This is a genomic window from Rhizobium croatiense, assembly GCF_019793465.1.
Lineage (GTDB): Bacteria > Pseudomonadota > Alphaproteobacteria > Rhizobiales > Rhizobiaceae > Rhizobium > Rhizobium croatiense.
The window spans coordinates 1-16,589 of the sequence record NZ_JAILYJ010000001.1; the positions used below are offsets into that span (position 1 = coordinate 1).

The 16,589-nt window shown below is 60.4% G+C and carries 13 protein-coding genes and 2 pseudogenes; 3 read left to right on the top strand and 12 right to left on the bottom strand.

Translation table 11 applies throughout. The features are described from left to right. From K6M89_RS00005 to K6M89_RS00025, 5 genes and pseudogenes are all read right to left on the bottom strand, one after another. Positions 1–292 (bottom strand): annotated as a pseudogene (locus K6M89_RS00005) (ThuA domain-containing protein); the annotation flags it as partial. 62 nt (positions 293–354) lie between these two features. Continuing rightward, positions 355–1,380 (bottom strand): ABC transporter ATP-binding protein, encoded by a 1,026-nt coding sequence (locus K6M89_RS00010; RefSeq protein WP_222137958.1) that lies wholly within the window; start codon positions 1,378–1,380, stop codon positions 355–357. Positions 1,381–1,391: 11 nt separating this feature from the next. Further along, entirely contained in the window at positions 1,392–2,222 is an 831-nt protein-coding gene (locus tag K6M89_RS00015) for a carbohydrate ABC transporter permease (RefSeq protein WP_097580898.1), read from the bottom strand. Beyond that, a complete protein-coding gene (locus tag K6M89_RS00020; RefSeq protein WP_222137959.1) occupies positions 2,222–3,208 on the bottom strand; it encodes a carbohydrate ABC transporter permease in 987 nt (328 codons plus the stop codon). The genes K6M89_RS00015 and K6M89_RS00020 overlap by 1 nt, the downstream gene beginning before the upstream one ends. 67 nt (positions 3,209–3,275) lie before the next feature. Then, positions 3,276–4,541: an ABC transporter substrate-binding protein gene (locus K6M89_RS00025; RefSeq protein ID WP_222137960.1), complete on the bottom strand. Its 1,266-nt coding sequence runs from the start codon at positions 4,539–4,541 to the stop codon at positions 3,276–3,278. 268 nt (positions 4,542–4,809) lie between these two features. Here K6M89_RS00025 and K6M89_RS00030 point away from each other — a divergent pair, with 268 nt between their 5' ends. Next, entirely contained in the window at positions 4,810–5,823 is a 1,014-nt protein-coding gene (locus K6M89_RS00030) for a substrate-binding domain-containing protein (protein WP_097580901.1), read from the top strand. Positions 5,824–5,955: 132 nt separating this feature from the next. Here K6M89_RS00030 and repC read toward each other — a convergent pair whose 3' ends face one another. The 7 genes and pseudogenes from repC to K6M89_RS00065 all read right to left on the bottom strand — a co-directional run bounded on the left by repC (position 5,956) and on the right by K6M89_RS00065 (position 12,772). After that, entirely contained in the window at positions 5,956–7,260 is a 1,305-nt protein-coding gene (gene repC / locus K6M89_RS00035) for a plasmid replication protein RepC (RefSeq protein ID WP_222137961.1), read from the bottom strand. A gap of 154 nt (positions 7,261–7,414) precedes the next feature. Then, complete coding sequence (gene repB, locus K6M89_RS00040; protein ID WP_222137962.1) at positions 7,415–8,416, bottom strand: plasmid partitioning protein RepB; 1,002 nt, start codon at positions 8,414–8,416, stop codon at positions 7,415–7,417. A gap of 2 nt (positions 8,417–8,418) precedes the next feature. Next, on the bottom strand, positions 8,419–9,612 hold the full coding sequence (gene repA / locus K6M89_RS00045) for a plasmid partitioning protein RepA (RefSeq protein ID WP_097580904.1): 1,194 nt from the start codon (positions 9,610–9,612) through the stop codon (positions 8,419–8,421). Between the two features lie 276 nt (positions 9,613–9,888). Continuing rightward, positions 9,889–11,202 carry a hypothetical protein gene (locus K6M89_RS00050; protein ID WP_222137963.1) on the bottom strand — a complete coding sequence of 438 codons (1,314 nt, stop codon included), beginning with the start codon at positions 11,200–11,202 and terminating at the stop codon, positions 9,889–9,891. 117 nt (positions 11,203–11,319) lie between these two features. Further along, positions 11,320–11,724, bottom strand: a complete 405-nt coding sequence (locus K6M89_RS00055) for a type II toxin-antitoxin system VapC family toxin (protein WP_222137964.1) — start codon at positions 11,722–11,724, stop codon at positions 11,320–11,322. Continuing rightward, positions 11,721–11,954, bottom strand: a complete 234-nt coding sequence (locus tag K6M89_RS00060) for an AbrB/MazE/SpoVT family DNA-binding domain-containing protein (protein WP_097580907.1) — start codon at positions 11,952–11,954, stop codon at positions 11,721–11,723. Before K6M89_RS00060 ends, K6M89_RS00055 begins: the two co-directional genes overlap by 4 nt. 67 nt (positions 11,955–12,021) lie before the next feature. Then, positions 12,022–12,772: pseudogene (locus K6M89_RS00065) on the bottom strand (SDR family oxidoreductase). A 340-nt stretch (positions 12,773–13,112) separates the two neighbouring features. On the opposite strand from K6M89_RS00065, the gene K6M89_RS00070 reads away from it, so the two are divergent. Beyond that, a complete protein-coding gene (locus K6M89_RS00070; protein WP_222137965.1) occupies positions 13,113–15,950 on the top strand; it encodes an MASE1 domain-containing protein in 2,838 nt (945 codons plus the stop codon). Beyond that, complete coding sequence (locus tag K6M89_RS00075) at positions 15,947–16,588, top strand: response regulator transcription factor (protein WP_222137966.1); 642 nt, start codon at positions 15,947–15,949, stop codon at positions 16,586–16,588. The genes K6M89_RS00070 and K6M89_RS00075 overlap by 4 nt, the downstream gene beginning before the upstream one ends. Position 16,589 lies beyond the last annotated feature (1 nt).

The following is a 16,589-nucleotide window of genomic DNA, read 5'->3' on the forward strand; positions in this document are numbered from 1 at the left end:
CCAGCAGGCCCATGCCCTCCCAGACGCGCCTGGCGACACGCTCGACGACGACGTCGGAGACCGCCCCATGATCCTTGTGGCCCCACCAGGTCAGCACATCGGTTTCGGCAAGCCGGGCTTCGCTGAGGCCATGTTCCGGCTCCTGCAGCGTCGCAGTCGTCGCCGAGATGGCGGGATCGGCATTCAGCGCATTCGCGATCGTCGTATGCATGCCCTCGGGATAGATGCCGCGGACGATCTCATTGGTATTCTCGTGGATGTTTTCACCCCACACAACGGTGCGTATGGTCACGTCGTTTTCTCCTTGTCGTTAAAACGGATCGAGTCTTGGGAGGAACATCGATCCTGGGAAGCTCAGGCAGCCTGCATGGATTGACGCTCGAGCGCCCGGCCCGAACGATCGAAACGGTGGATGTGGCCGGCAAGCGGGGCAAGGCCAAGCACCTGGCCCGGCTCGTGACGGGAGACACCGGCCTCGCGCACTATGAGCGGCTCGTCTGCCCCGATATCCACATAGACGAAGCTATCGGAGCCGAGGATTTCCGAATGGATGACCGTGCCGCTCCAAACCGGCGACTCGGGCGCGATGCGAACATGCTCCGCGCGCACGCCGATCGTATGGCTGCCATAGGGCTCTGCCAGTTCACCCGACAGGAAATTCATTTTCGGCGAGCCGATGAAGCCGGCCACGAAGAGCGAATTGGGGCTTTCATAAAGCTCCAGCGGCGTGCCGATCTGCTCTACGACGCCGTCCCGCAACACGCAGATCCGATCGGCGAGCGTCATGGCCTCGACCTGATCATGCGTCACATAGATCATCGTCGTGTTGTGCATGCTGCGATGAAGCTTCGCGATTTCGAGCCTCGTCGCGACGCGAAGCGCCGCATCGAGATTGGACAGCGGCTCATCGAAGAGAAAGACCTTGGGATCGCGGACGATCGCCCGGCCGATTGCAACGCGCTGACGCTGTCCGCCGGAAAGCTGCCGCGGCAAGCGCTCGAGGTACGATGAGAGCTGCAGCATGCCGGCCGCCTGTTCGACGCGCTGGCGGCACTCGTCCTTGGTACGTCCTGACAGTTTCATGCCGAAAGCCATATTGTCGAAAACCGTCATATGCGGATAGAGCGCGTAGGACTGGAACACCATGGCGATCCCTCTCTTCGAGGGCGCGTGCTGGTTCACCATCTTGCTGTCGAAGGAGAGGGTCCCCGACGTAATGTCCTCAAGGCCGGAGATAAGCCTGAGCAGCGTGGATTTGCCACATCCCGACGGCCCCACGAAGACCATGAACTCGCCACGGCGGATGTCCATCGTCACGCCCTTGATCACCTCGAAAGCGCCGAAGCTCTTGCGGATGTTCTCCAGTCGTATCTCTGCCATGTCCTACTCCCTCAACCCTTGACGCCGCCGGCGGTCAGCCCCGAAATGATCCGGCGCTGGAATATCAAAACGAGCACCACGACCGGCACGGTGACGATCACCGAGGCCGCCATGATGTTGCCCCAGGGGATTTCGAATTCGCTGTTGCCCGAAAGCAGGGCGATGGCGACCGGAACGGTACGCTGTGTATCCGACGACGTGAAGGTCAGCGCAAAAAGGAACTCGTTCCACGCGGTGATGAAGGCGAGCAGCCCTGTTGTCACCAGCGCCGGCCACATCAAGGGCATGAACACCTGGGTAACAATGACCCATGGCGAAGCGCCATCGACGATCGCCGCCTCCTCGATCTCGATCGGCAATTCGCGCATGAAGGTCGTCAGCACCCAGACGGTGAAGGGCAGCGTAAAGATCATGTAGGAAAAGATCAGCGCGAAGGGCGTGTTGAAGATGCCGATCCAGCGAATGAGTTCGAAGAGGCCCGCAAGGACGGCAATCTGCGGAAACATCGACACCGAAAGGATCGTCAGCATCAACAGCGCCCGTCCGCGGAAATGCACCCGTGCCAAGGCGAAGGAAGCGGTGATCGAAAGCAGGAGCGACGCTGAAACCACAACGCAGGCGATCATCGCGGAATTTGCAAGACTGCGGACGAACCCGCCCTGGCCCATCACGGACGTATAGTTGCCGAACGAGATCGAGGTCGGCCAATAATCGACTTTGAAGAGGGCCGTGCCGGTCTTCAGGCTCGTGAGGATGGCATAGTAGAACGGAAAGACCGCGATGATGACGATGAGCGTGACGAGCAGGTAGAAGAGTGTATTTCTGGCGATCGACAGCAGCATCAGCGTTCCTCCCCGCCGAGCCTGACGCGGCCGAGCCAGATATAGAAGACGGTAACGGAGGCAATGATCAGGAAGAGCACCGTTGACGCAGTGGCGCCATAGGCGAACTTGTCGAAGTCGAACAGGTTCTCGCGTGCCATCACCGACATGGTCTTCGTCTGTGCATTGTTCGGCGTCAGGACATAGATCAAATCGAAGATGCGCATCGCATCCAGCATCCGGAAGATCACGGCAACCATGATGGCCGGCCGGATCAGCGGCAGCGTCAGACGCCAGAACACCTTGACCGGATTGACGCCATCGATCTTGGCAGCTTCATAGATGTCGCCGGGAACCATCTGCAGTCCGGCAAGGATCAGCAGCGCCATGAAGGGCGTCGTCTTCCAGACGTCGACGATCAGCACCGCGACCATCGCTGTCTCAGGATTGGCGGTCCAGGCAATCTTCTCAGTGATAAGGCCGAAGCCGAGCAGGATCTCGTTCAGGATACCGAACTGGTCGTTGAGCATCCAGGCCCACATCTTGGCCGAGACGATCGTTGGGATCGCCCAGGGAATGAGGATTGCGGCTCTTACAATGCCGCGCCCGACGAACCGTGCGTTCAACACCAGCGCGACGATCAGCCCGAGCACGGTCTCGAGCACCACCGAAAGTAAGGTGAACTTGGCGGTGTTCCAGACCGCCTTCCACCAGACCGGATCGGCAAGCAGCCCGCGAAAGACGGTCCTTCCGCTCTTCAGCGTCACCCACGACAGATAATTGTCAAAGCCGACGAACCGCGCGTTACCAAGATCGTTGAGCGACGCATTCGTAAAGCTGAAATAGATCGTTCTGAACAGCGGCCATCCGGCGACGATTGCCAGGATCAGCAGCGTCGGCGCCAGAAACACCCAGGCCGATCGAATGCGCTCGGATCGCAGCTCCGTAGAGGCTCTCAGAATGGAAACCCTCGGTTCAACTGCTTGCGGAACTACGATTTCGGTCATGAAACGCCTATCCCCGTTCGCTCGTCCGAAGTCTGGACCGGCGGCCTGAGGCCGCCGGTCGGAAACCTCACCAGGCGTCGCCCTTGAGGGTCGTCAGGTCGGCTTCGAGAAGTTCGAGGTTCTCGGCAGCCGAGCCGCTGCCGGACAGCGTGTTGTGCACCGCCGTCCAGAACTTCGAAGACACCTCGTTGTACTTCACCTTGGCCGTCGCCGAAGGACGCGGCACAGCGTTCTGGAATATCGGCTTCCAGTTCGGCATGAAGGGCTGCGCGACGGCAACATCCTTGTCGTCATAAAGGTCGGTCAATGTCGGCAGATTGGACAGCTCGACGGCACGCGCCTTCTGAACCTCTTTCGATGCCAGGAATTTTACGAGCGCGATGGCCGCTTCCTGCTTTTCGGAATATTTCGAAACCGCCAGGTTCCAGCCGCCGAGCGTCGAGGACGGCTTGTCGCCGGCGGTCGCTACCGGCAGCGTCATCACGTCGAATTTGCCCTTCACGGCGCTGTCGGCACCATTGCCGAGGGAATAGGCATAGGGCCAGTTGCGCATGAAGACGGCGTTGCCGGTCTGCCAGACGCCGCGCGATTCTTCTTCCTGATAGGCGAGCACGCCGGGCGGCGAGATCGTGCCGATCCAGCTCTTGGCGCGGTCAAGCGCTGCTGCCGCCTTGTCGTTGTTGATCGAGATCGTCCCGTCCGGCTCGACGATCTGGCCGCCACCCGACGACTTTACCCATTCCAGCGCGTTGCAGGTCAGCCCTTCATAGGAATTGCCCTGGAAGACGTAGCCCCAGAGATCCTTCTGTCCGGCCTGGCGTTCCTTGTCCTGAACCTCTTTGGCGGTTGCGGCCATCTCGTCCCAGGTCTTCGGCGGCTGCTTGCCGTATTTCTCGAGCAGGTCCTTTCGGTAAAACAGCGCCGGAGCATCGGTAAACAACGGCAGCGCCACAAGCCGGTCGTTGACTGTCTGCGAGGCGACGATCGACGGGAAAAACTGGTCGACCACGTCCTTGGTGGCATCCTTGAGATCGATGAATTGATCGGCAAGCTGCGGCGCCCAGATGACGTCGGTCTGATAGACATCGATGTCCTTGTTTCCAGCGGCAAGCCACAAGCGATATTGGGAGAACTGCTCGCTGCTCGATGACGGCATGGTGACGATCTTCACCTGATTGCCGGTCTCCTTCTCGAAAATTGCGAGCTGCTTATTCAGGAATTCTATGCTTTTTCCCGTGGTGTTAGCGGCAACTGAAATTTCGGCGGCCCGGATCGGGCCGGCGGCCGCGATAGCGACGCCGAGCGCCGACAAGCCTAATGCAAACTTTTTCATAATCTCCTCCCAGAAATTGAAATCGATTTGGCCAACAGAACATTGCAGAAGGCCACCACGGCGTCAAGCCGCAAATAGAGCACTTTTCAGTTGTTACAAATGGCAATTCTGGCGCTATATACAGCTTAAAAGGCAAGTTCTGACGTCTACGGGCGACATGTTGAGACATCAGTATTGAAATCGATTTCAATTGCCGCCGAATTAGGCGCTTGCCCGTTGCGTATCGCCAGCGCATCGTCCATTGATTGCCGGGACAAAGAAGACACCGATGAAACTTCGTGAATTTGCAAAGCAGCTTGGACTTTCTCCGACGACGGTCAGCCGTGCGCTCAGCGGCTACCCGGAGGTGAGCGAAGCCACGCGTGCCCGGGTTGCGAGCGAAGCAATGCGGCTTGGCTATCGCCCCGATATCAATGCCGTGCGGCTAAAGACCGGGAGAGCCGGAGCGATCGGCGTCATGATGGCGCGCTCGGGAGAAATCCATTTCGCTGAATTCATGTCGGGCATGGCGCAGCGCCTGGAAACCGCCGATACGGATATTCTGATCACGCCTATTACCGCGCATAACGACGACGACGAGATGCAGGCCTACCGACGTCTGGTCGAAAGCCGCCGCGTGGACGCGATCATCATTCATTCGCCTCGTCCGAAAGACCCGCGGATCGAGCTACTGAACAGTCTAGGCCTGCCTTTCCTGGTTCACGGCCGCTCCGAGACGGAACAGGTTCACGCCTGGCTCGATATCGATAATGAAAGCGCGGTGCGGAGGTCCACCGATCACCTGTTCGACCTCGGGCACCGCCGCATCGCCATGATCAATGGCCTCAGGGGCAAAACCTATTCGATCCATCGCGAACAGGGTTTTCGGACCGCCCATCAAGAGCGCGGGCTCATCGCCGATCCCAACATGATGGTCTGCGATAAATTCTCCGACGAGAGCGGTTTTCGTCATGCCCGCTCTTTCCTGGAGAGCGCCAATGCGCCGACCGCCATCGTTGCCGGCTCTACGATGACGGCGCTTGGCGTTTACCGCGCCGTCCGCTCGCTTGGAATGACGGTCGGGCGGGACGTCTCCGTGATCGCCCATGACGACGTCTTCCCTTATCTGACGGCCGAAAATATGGTGCCGTCACTCTCGACAACACGATCTTCCATGCGTGCTGCGGGCACACGTTGCGCCGAGCTGACGCTGCAGCTTATTGCGGGGCGCGCTGCCGAGGAGATCCACGAATTATGGCCGGTCGAGCTGATCCTGCGAGAAAGCACTGCGGCCCCGCGCTGACAGGTGCAGAACTCTGCTTCAGCGGGAGATGGCAACGCCCGCGGCACCTCTCGCACCAGATCTGCGAACCAGCTGGCGATCGGAGTAGGATTTCCCGATCGCAACACCCAACTGCGTTGCGGCCGAAGTCCACTAACCGGCATGGCGTTTCGTTCCACCATTGGCCCTGACGAGCGCCATCAGCATCGGACCGATCGCAAATTCGCCTCTCTCGGTCCTGCGGGTGAGATCGCGGAGATAACCGCCGGGCGAGTTGATATGGCCTCCTCGTTCCAGGATGCAGGCGATCACGGTGGCGGCGTTTTCCGGCCCCATGCCGGCGCAGGCATCCTCATAAGCCGAGGGGCTGACGCCGAGCATCGAGCGCACGACGACGGCGGCCGACATCAGGTCGCGCCAATTGCCGATCGTTCCGCCGGGACCGTAGTCCAGAATGGCGGGGCAGGCCTGCAGGACAAGGCCGAGCGGGAAGGATTTCAGGCTGTGGCCGGCGATAGGATTGGCCGCACTAGGCATTTTGCCACCCGGTCGGGCGTAAGGCCTCGGCGGTTTCAGCCTTTGCTCATCTGACGGCTCGGCCATCCCGTCATTGGTTGTCCCTGCCTTTTCGCCCTGCTTCGTGTCGAAGCTTGGTTCAAGTTCATAAGTGGAGTCGGGGTTTGAATTCTGTTTGTGACGCTCAATTTGAGACTCATTGGCGTCTATTTTTTCTCTTTTAATGTGCCTTTCCAGCAGGTTGACGGCTTCGTCGCGCAGCAGCTCCATCTCGTCGAGCAACGTAGCCAGTTCTTCGACGCCTCCTACCCGCGGAATCCTGGCGACAAGATCGCGAAACATCATCGTCATCTGCTCCCAGTCGCCGGGAACCGCTTCGTCGATAGCCGCCGACACCAGCTTGGAGATATCGCGCCGGCAGACCGTCAGGCGTTCTTTTGTCGCCCGGAGCAGCTCCCGCTCGGCGATCGCCTGCGCCGCGAGGTTTTCAATTTCGACTGCGCGGGCCAGAAGCGGCGCAACGCTGAAACCGAAGGCCTCGCCGATCGCCCCTGCCCTGTCGCGGCGGGCGTAGCGCTTTCCATTCGGGCTGTCCTTGCGCAGGATCAGGCCGGCCTCGACCAGGACGGCAAGGTGACGTCGCAGCGTCGCCGGCGTCATGCCGCGGGCGCGCAGCGAAAGCTGTGCATTCGAGGGAAAGACGATCAGACCTTTCTCCTCGGAGATTTCATCGTCGGGATAGAAGGTCAGCAGCGCATCGAGCACCGTCAGCGCCCGATCGGTTACGCCGAGCGCCGGGCGCGCCTCGCAGATCGCCCGGAACAGCTTCCACTTGCTGCGCTTCATCCCCGGCTCGATGGTCTCGGCCAGCTGCTGGCTTGCCAGCATGCCAAGCGACATCGGCCGCCGCCCAAAGGGCGTCGTCACATATCCACTCTCCATTTGCCTTCACCTTCGTTCAGGCAAAAGAAAACCATCCACCAATTTGGTGCCTAAGACGCTTGACTGTGATTCGTGGAAATGCGATTCTCGATGTGCTTAAGATCTGAGAAGGGCTTCCACGACGGCGTCGTTGGGGGCCTTTTTCTTTTGCGCGCTACGCTCCTCTGTGCTTTTTGAACTCCTGGAACAGGCCTTGCAGCCTTTCCTGGACGAATTGATCGAAACCGGGCGCCGTCTTGCCGTCGAAGACGAAAGTAGCGCCGGATGCTGTCTTCTTGATCATCACAGGCACGCCGCTGACTTCGGATTTGACCGACGCCGGCTTTGGCGCCGGCGTCTTCTTCGTCGCCAAAGCGAATGCCTGGTGAAACCGCTCGTCGCTTGAAATCTTGCGCGCGTCGTCCGCGGACAACTCAGCGATGATCCCGCTGATATCGGCGCCCTCGAGCCGCTCTCCGAACTCCCGCCACCGCCGGCGACCGATATCGGGTGCAGCGCCAATGGCGTTGATCAGCTCCAAGGGCACCTGCCGCAAGACAATCAGCATTCTCGACAGCGCCGCCTTATCCACGCTGAGAGCGGCCATGATGGTGTCGCGCCCGAAGCCGCGTTCCTCGAGCCGCCACGCGAAGAGCGCGCGCTCGATATAGGAAAGGTTGGTCCGGGCGCTGTTTTCCTGTCCCTGGCTTACAACCAGCTGGCCGTCGGTGAGATCGCGAACGACAGCGCGCACGCGGATGCCGATCTCTCGGGTGGCTGCCAGACGGCGATGGCCGTAGGCAACCTGATAGCGCCCCTTTGTCTCGGGATGCGGACGCACCAGGATCGGAACCTGTTGCCCATGTTCGCGGATCTGCTCGACAAGCTCGGCCAGTTCAGCTGCGTCGATCGCCAGGCGGTCGCTGACGAAGGAGGCGTCGATCAGGCCGGGATCAAGCTCGACGATCATCTGGCCCGCCGCAAGCTGCCGTTCCAGCTCGCTCGCCCGTTCCATTTTCTCGGTGATGTTGCCGAGCGTCTTGGTAATGCCGCCGACCGGCCCCCCGACACGCTCCTGCGGCACGAAGCCGGCGATCGGACGTTTGTCGCGCGGCGCGATCGATTCCACCCTTGCCGGGCTCGGAGCGGAGATTTCGATGAGATTCTTGCGCGCCATTTCTATCTCCTTCCCCAGGTGGAGCGAATATGCGCTTCGATCTCACCATTCACGAGATTCAGCGACTCCAGCGCCCGGTCATAGGTTCCGCGCGTGAATTGCGACCGCTCGACCTCATAGAGGGTCTGCTTGGTGACGCCGGCATCGGCGACGGCCGTCGATTTCACCATGGCGTTATGGAGCATGCGATTGCCGAAGATCGCCCGCATGAAGCCGGTCATCTGGCTCTGCGGTCCGTCATTCGGCTCGAACCGCGTCACGAGATAGCGCATCCAGTCGTAGCTGGTGCGCCCGCCGGCCTTCTCGACGACCGACATCAGCTCGCTCGTCATCGTCAGGAACTGCGACATCGACATGACGTCGAGCATCTGCGGGTGGACCGTGATCAAAACGGAAGTTGCGGCGCAGAGCGCCGACATCGTCAGGAATCCCAGCTGCGGCGGGCAGTCGATGACGACGACATCATAAAGGCTTTCTATCTCCGTCAACACCTCGCCGATACGGGCAAAGAACATCGTCTCCGCCGTCCCCGACGCCATCGCCTTCGGCGTCTCGTGCTCGAATTCCATCAATTCGAGATTTCCCGGAATGAGATGCAGATTGGGCGTGTATGTGGCGCGCACGATATCCGCGATCGGGCGTGGTGCCTCGTATCGGATCGCCCCGTAAATCGTCTCGCCTTCGCCGACGTCGAACTCCGGCTGATGACCGAAAAGGGCAGATAAGGACGCCTGCGGATCGAGATCGACGGCAAGCACGCGATAGCCGCGGAGAGCCATGAACTGCGCCAGATGTGCCGCCGTGGTGGTCTTGCCCGAGCCGCCCTTGAAATTCATGACGGAGACGATCTGGAGCTTTTCTCCGGGCCTGCGGACCGGCACATATTTCGGCGTTCCGTTTCGCTCGTCGAGAACTCGGCGGATCCGGTCCATGTCGATTGCGCTGTAAAGCCGACGTCCGTTTGCAAGCGGATCGGGCCCGTGGCCATCCGCAGCGACCTGCCTGAGATAACCTTCACCGATGCCGATGAAGGCTGCGGCTTCCGCAGGCGAGAAGGTCCTGATCGTCTTCTGGGAAAGCGGCGGAAAGATTTTCGCCTGATGCTGCTGAAGTTGATAGGACAACTCCTTCGCATCTGTTGCCAGAAGCGACGGGAGATGCTCTTGATCGTCTTGAAGAGCAAGACTCGGCTGCATGATCGTTTTCCCAGGTAACTGCGCAATTTTGAACGAAAGCGCTTCAGTTGCGCAGTTACTATATGCCGCGATTCGTGACCGAATTACAAATGCTTAACCAAACCACGCCGCGACGCACACCAAACAGGTTCCGGAATCTGGCAAATTCGCGAACGGATCGGCGGGTGATTCGCATCCGCGCGGGGGCTGAAGAGCAAGGCCTAGGCCATCGGTTATGCACATGAAATTCATGAAATTTTTGCGAGGCCGCGGGCGGAATGGAAAGGCCCGAGCCGACTATTGCCCGTCATCCTTCAGATAGTTGTTGCCGTTGATCACCAGAAGCCCATCCGAACCCTTGTCCGGCCCGAAAATGCTCAGGCTCTCCGTCTTACCGCTCGCGTCAGTCAGATCGAGGCGATAGCCGGAAAGCCTATAGCGTCCGCTGGAGCCGGGCCGATCGCCTGACGCGGTCACACCCGTCCGCGACTCGCCGATTTCGTTCGTCATTGAGACGCCGGACCAGCGGCTGCGTTCGAAGGTGCCGTTTTTATGCAGCGTCAGCGTATTGCTGGAGGCAACCGATCCCGACGAGGTCGCAGTCATGCCGCTCGAAGCGAAGTTGTAGACCCATTCGCCGTCGAGCTTGGCGCCATCCTCGAACGGCGGCACCGCACGATACTCTTCTTCGTCGATCACCAGGTCGTCGCCTTTTTTGGAAAACGGCTTCGTCTCGATCTCGATCGTGCCGTAGGCAGAGGTGACGCTGCGCGTTTCGATCGATCCGCCGGAGGAGAAGAAACCACCGCCGATGAGTTTATAAAGGCCGCAGTCGGAGGGGTTTTCCGTGCAGTGCTCGGTCATGCTGCGGCCGCCCTTCGGCAGCTCCGTGCTGAACAGGCCCTTCGGATCGAACATGGTGATCTCGCTATCGGAATAGAAATCCACGCCGCCGAAGAGATTCGGGCGGACACCGGTATCGAGATGAGTGAAAACGCCATCGAGCCCGCCGTCGTCGCTCGCGGGAGCGAGATCGAAATCCGTGTCCGAAGGGTCAAGCTTCACCGAACGCACGAGAGCCTCGAACTCGGCCTTGGCGCTTTGGCTTCTGTCGCCTTTAAGGTTCAAGAGCACGAGCTGCAGATAGGCCTGCCGCTCGCCACTGGCGATGCCGACGACGATCTGGCTGATGCTGACATTCTTCTGGTGGACGCAGCAGCGTTCCTCCACTCGGATATCGTGGCCGTTTATCGTGACGCCATAATATTTAATCAGGATATCTTCCTTGGCCATGTCGGGCAGCGTTGCGACAAAGGTCTTCACTCCGGCCGAAAGGGAATTGCGCCCTCTCGCAAGCGGCTTGGTTATCTGGATCAGAGCGCTGCCGCGCTTGTCATCCCCGGTTTCGGGAAAATCCTTCTGCAGCATGAAAAGATCGCCTTTGCCGGCCTTCCTCCAGCCGGAAGCGGCATCGGGCAGCGTCACCGTCAGCCCGCCAATATCGGCGGGCGCGGCAAACGCCTGCGGGCAGGATAAAAGGCAGAAGAGGACAACAACGAGTTCCAAGACCGATCTGATCCCACGGGTCCGCTCGATGTCCCTATTGCCCATGCGCCCCTCCCCTGCCGTTTCGGCGACCGCCGGCGGGATTTGGAGCTGGACCGGAGCTTTTCAACCCTGGGCTTCATGAAGATTTATTGAATGTGCCGCACGCCGCAAAGCGCCGGCTTAAAAATCGGGCGATATCAATATCAGCGAGGGGAAATAAGTGCGGTAGCGCCCGACATCCCGCGTCAAGAGCGGCAGTTGCTGCACGGCTGCATGAGCGCCGATGAAGAAATCGGGCAGCACACCGGTGCGTGATCCACCTGCCTGGCGATATTGCGTGAAGACTTTACCGGCAAGGAACAGGGCGGCCTTCGGCATCGGCGCCATATCGAGGCCGGCTTCCTCGATAAAAGCTTCCAAAGCTTCGATCCTGTCGTATCGCACCGCAAGTTCGGCGTAGATGACGTCGTTGACCAGCAAGGGGCCTTCTATGCTCGCCGTCTCGAGCTGGGCAATCGACCAGTCTGCCCATTCCGGGTCGTCCGTCACGAGATCCAGAAGAACATTGGTATCTATAAGCGTCACGGTTCGCCGCGCGTCAAAGCCATGATGGCATCTGTATCGAGGCCTTGTCCGGCATGGCCGCGCAGCCTCTCGAAGCGGCTGGCCGGGCGTTTCTTGTCGGCGCGCACGAGAACCACGCTGCCATCGGCAGCGCGATGAAAATCGACCTTGCTACCGGGAACGATGCCGAGCATGTCTCGGACCGGCTTCGGAATGGTTACCTGCCCCTTCGCAGTAACGGTCGTGGCCATTCTGGCACCTTTGTAATACTCTCCTTTCGAAGGGTATTACCTCGCGCTGCAAATTTCAAGCCGGCCGTTAGGCGGCCATCGATTGGAAGAGCCAGTCGGAGAAGGTCTGGCTCGCCGTGCGTGCGCCAGCACCGGGAAGCAGTACATCGCCGGTCAATTCGACGTCGAAATAGGAAACAGCTGGATCGGTCGTCACCGGCCGTTGGTCTTCGTTTGCGGCGAGATATATTCGCGCGATTTCGTCGATGCCGAACTGTTCCGGGCCGCCGATCTCGACAATATCGCCGACGGGAGCTCCCGCTGCCAGCTCCATCAGAAACGCGGCGACGTCACCGGCCGCGACCGGCCTCATCGCCGCCGGTGGCAACCGAAGGACGTCGCCATCGGCACCGATGTCGATCAATCCGCTGATGAGTTCGTAAAATTGCGTCGAGCGGAGGATCGTATAGGGTCGGCCGGACGCACGGATGAGATTTTCCTGCACCATTTTGGCGCGGAAATAATCGCTTTCGACGAGGTAAGGCGTGCCGACGACGGAGAGCGCGAGATAATGCCTGACGTTGGCACCGGCCGCAACGGCGAGCAGGTTCTTCGTCGATGTCCTGAAAAAATCACGCCGAACTGTCGCCGAATGATGCGGCATTGGTGACATCGATGACGATTTCGTTTCCCGCTATCGCCGCTTCGAGGCCCCTGCCCGTCACCGTATCGACGCCAAGCGATAAGGATGCGGCGGTGACATCGTGGCCCGCCCGGCGCAACTTCGCCGTGAGTTGCGTTCCGGCAACGCCGCTTGCTCCCGCTACCATGATCTTCATATCGGCACCCTCTCCATCTCTGCCCAATGCCCGCGGTTGGGCCGACAATGACCGTAAAGTTGGAGACCTTCCATCGTGCCTGAGGTCCGGCGTCCTACCCCTTGAGCATAGTGGAGCCAGCCTCCGGTATAGGGTGCGCCATCGGATAAAGCGGTCCCCCGCATCCCTCTTCGCTCCAATATCCGGCTACATCCCCGCGCAATGCATGGGTTTCCATGAGTTGCGGTTGTGGTGAGGCAGGATTACGGTTCGTAACATGAGCTCGCCGGCCCCAAAATCAAAAACCATCGCAGAAAATGCTGACGACCCCCCGGTTATTTCCGTCCGGCAGGAGCAGTTGATGATGAGCGTCTGGTCGCACCGTCCGAAGCTTTTGCATCTGGGCTTCTTTGTTGCGGCTTATGTGCTTGCCTGCGGCTTTGCTCAGTCTCTTGCGATCGTGCCTGGAACCGGCATTTCCATCTGGCCGGCGAGCGGACTTTTCATCGCGACGCTTATTCTCAGCTCCGGCTACAGCTGGCCGTGGTGGGTACTGGGTGGCTGCCTGGCAGAGATGTTCAGCAATGTCCTTTGGTTTCACAGCCCACCCATCGCCGCCTTCCTGATTTATGTCGGCAACGCCCTGGAAGCGCTGGTGGGAGCCTGGCTCGTCAACCGCGCCCTGACACGGCCGGTGCGGCTGGAAAGCCTGCAGGAAGTCCTTGCTTTCGTCGCGCTGGGCGCCGGGGTTGCCCCGATCGTCAGCGCGACTCTGGGAAGTGCGACGCTTGCCTGGTTCAGCATCCTGTCACAATCCTTCGTGACGGCATGGCCTCTGTGGTGGATCGGCGATGCTACCGGCGTCCTCATCGTGGCGCCGCTGGCGCTGGTCGTGCTCCACAACTGGCGGGGCAGACCGCAGCTTTCGACCACACAGTGGATGGAAGCCTGCGTTCTCGGCCTGATATTTCTAGCCATTGCCGCTCTTTCGCTGAGCGGCTACCTGCCTTTCGCCTATATCATCATGCCGCCGCTTCTGTGGGCCGCGGTCCGCTTCGAGTTCAAGGGCGCGGCGGTGTCACTCGTGCTGCTGGCGCTGATAACGGCAATCTTCACGATAACGGGCGCCAGCCAATTCGCCGGCGATCCGGAGGCCCAGAAACACAAGCAGATCATGCTGCAGCTCTTTCTGGCCATCTCGGCGCTTTCGGCGCTCATTGTCGCCGCCATTTCCCGTCAACATCAGCTGGCAGCGCTTTCGCTGCGCCAAAGCGTGGAAGCGTTGCGCGAACGGGAACGTGAGCTCTCACAACTCGTCGACATGGTCCCGGCCCAGATCAGACGGCTGACACCGACAGGCGAGCCTGTCTTCTTCAACAAGCGCCTGATCGACTTCTTCGGCCTCGACGTCGGCGACATGGATCAGCCGGGCGTGAGCCGTCTCTCGGCCGTCATTCATACCCTGGTTCATCCCGATGATGCACCGAGGCTGCTTCAGACGGTTCATCGTTCCCTCGTCAGCGGCGATCCCTTCTCGATCAAATACCGCATGCGCCGCTTCGACGGAGCCTATCGCTGGGTCGACGGTCGCGCCGAGCCGCTGCGGGACCAGAACGGCACGATCACGCAATGGTACGTCATCTCTGTCGATATCGACGATGAGATGCGCGCGCAGGAGGCGTTGCGCGAGCGGGAACGCGAGCTCTCGCAACTGGTGGACATGGTTCCGAGCCTGCTCTGGCGGCTTGATCCGGACGGCACACCGACCTTCTTCAACCAGCGCCTGATCGATTTTCTCGGTCTCGATATCATCGATATGGAAACGCCCGGTGTGAGTCGGCTTGCGGCCCTGATCGAGGCCGCCGTCCATCCTGACGATGCCGCCGGCCTTACCGAAGCACTCCACCATTCCCTCGCCACCGGCGAACGCTTCTCCAAGCAATATCGCCTGCGGCGCGCCGATGGTGTCTATCGCTGGGTCAGAGGCAGCGCCGAGCCGCTCAGGGACGAGAACGGGCGGATCATTCAATGGTACGGCCTGACGCATGACATCGACGATCAATTGCGCATCGAGGAGGAGCTGCGCGAGAGAGAGCGCTCGCTCTGGCGGATCGTCGAAACCCTGCCGGCAATGATCGATTGCGCGGCTCCCGACGGAGAACCGGTATACCGCAACCCCCAGCTGCGCGACTTCCTCGGTTATAAGCTGGAAGAACTGGACGGCAAGGGAAAGACCCGGCTGGACGGCACGCTCGACGCCGGCGTTCATCCCGACGACGTGGCGAGCGTCAAATTGGATTATGCCCATTCATTGCGCACCGGCGAGCCCTATGCGCGCCGGCATCGTCTGCGGCGGTTCGATGGCGAATATCGCTGGGTCGAGACACGCGCTGCGCCGATGCGCAATGCCGAGGGCGTCATCGTCCAGTGGAATGTCATCTGCCTCGATATCGACGGCGAAGTTCGGGCGGAGGAAGATCTGCGTCAGGCGCGAGAGGGCCTTGCGCGGGCGAGCCAGGTGGCGAGCCTTGCCGAGCTTTCGGCCTCGATCGCCCACGAGGTGAACCAGCCGCTCGCCGCCGTCGTCGCAAACTCGCATGCCTGCCAGCGCTGGCTGATGGCCGACCCTCCGAATATGGAGCGAGCGCAGAGGACGGTCGAGCGCATCATCCGCGATGCCAACTCGGCGGCGGATGTCGTCAGCCGTATCCGCGCCCTGTTCAAGCAATCCGCAGACAGGAGGGTCCATACGGCGCTTTCGGGAGTCATCAGCGAGGCGCACAACCTGATGGCGGACGAAGCGGTGCGCCGGCGCGCCCGGATCGAGGTCGCGGTCGATGGCAACCTTCCACTCATCGCCGTCGATCGCATCCAGATCCAGCAGGTTCTGATCAATCTCATCCGCAACGGCATCGAGGCGATGGACGCCATTGCCGGCGACAAGGTGATCGAGATGCGCGTGCACCATGTGGGCAATGCCATCCAGACCGAAATCAGCGATCGCGGCCGGGGGATCGAGTTTCCCGAGAAGATGTTCGAGCCGTTCTTCACGACCAAGGAACACGGCATGGGCATGGGTCTGGCGATCTGCCGCTCAATCGTCGAGCTGCATGGCGGACGATTGTGGGCAGAGAAGAACAATCCGCACGGAGCAACGTTGATCTTCACCTTGCCGATAGAAACGAAGGCGGCATCATGACGGCCGATGACCATATCGTCTTCATCGTCGATGACGATGAACGCATCCGTGAAGCGCTCGGCGAGCTGCTGGATTCGCACGGCATGCGCGCCGTTGCCTTTGAATCGGCCGGCGACTATGTGAGAGCAGACAAGCCCGATATGCCCGCCTGCCTCATCCTCGATATCGAGCTGCCCGACATTAACGGCCTCGATCTGCAGAGGCAGATCGCCGACAGGGACCATCCGCCGATCGTCTTCATTACCGGGCATGGCGACATTCCCTCCTCCGTGCGCGCGATCAAGCATGGTGCAGTGGATTTTCTGACCAAACCGTTCAGTGACGCGGACCTCTTAAAGGCAACCCATGCGGCACTCGCCGAGGATCGGGAAAAGCGATCGGGACGCGCCGAGCTCGACATGCTGAAACGACACTATCTCGACCTGACGCCGCGCGAGCGGGAGGTGCTGCCGCTCGTGGTCAGCGGTCTTCTCAACAAGCAGGCGGCAGCCGAACTCGGGATCAGCGAAGTCACCCTGCAGATCCATCGGAGAAATGTGATGCAGAAGATGGCGGCGGCCTCGCTCGCCGATCTCGTGCGGATCGCGGAGAAACTGGAAATACCGATTACCCACTCGCGCCGGGTGGGGGGGAATTGAA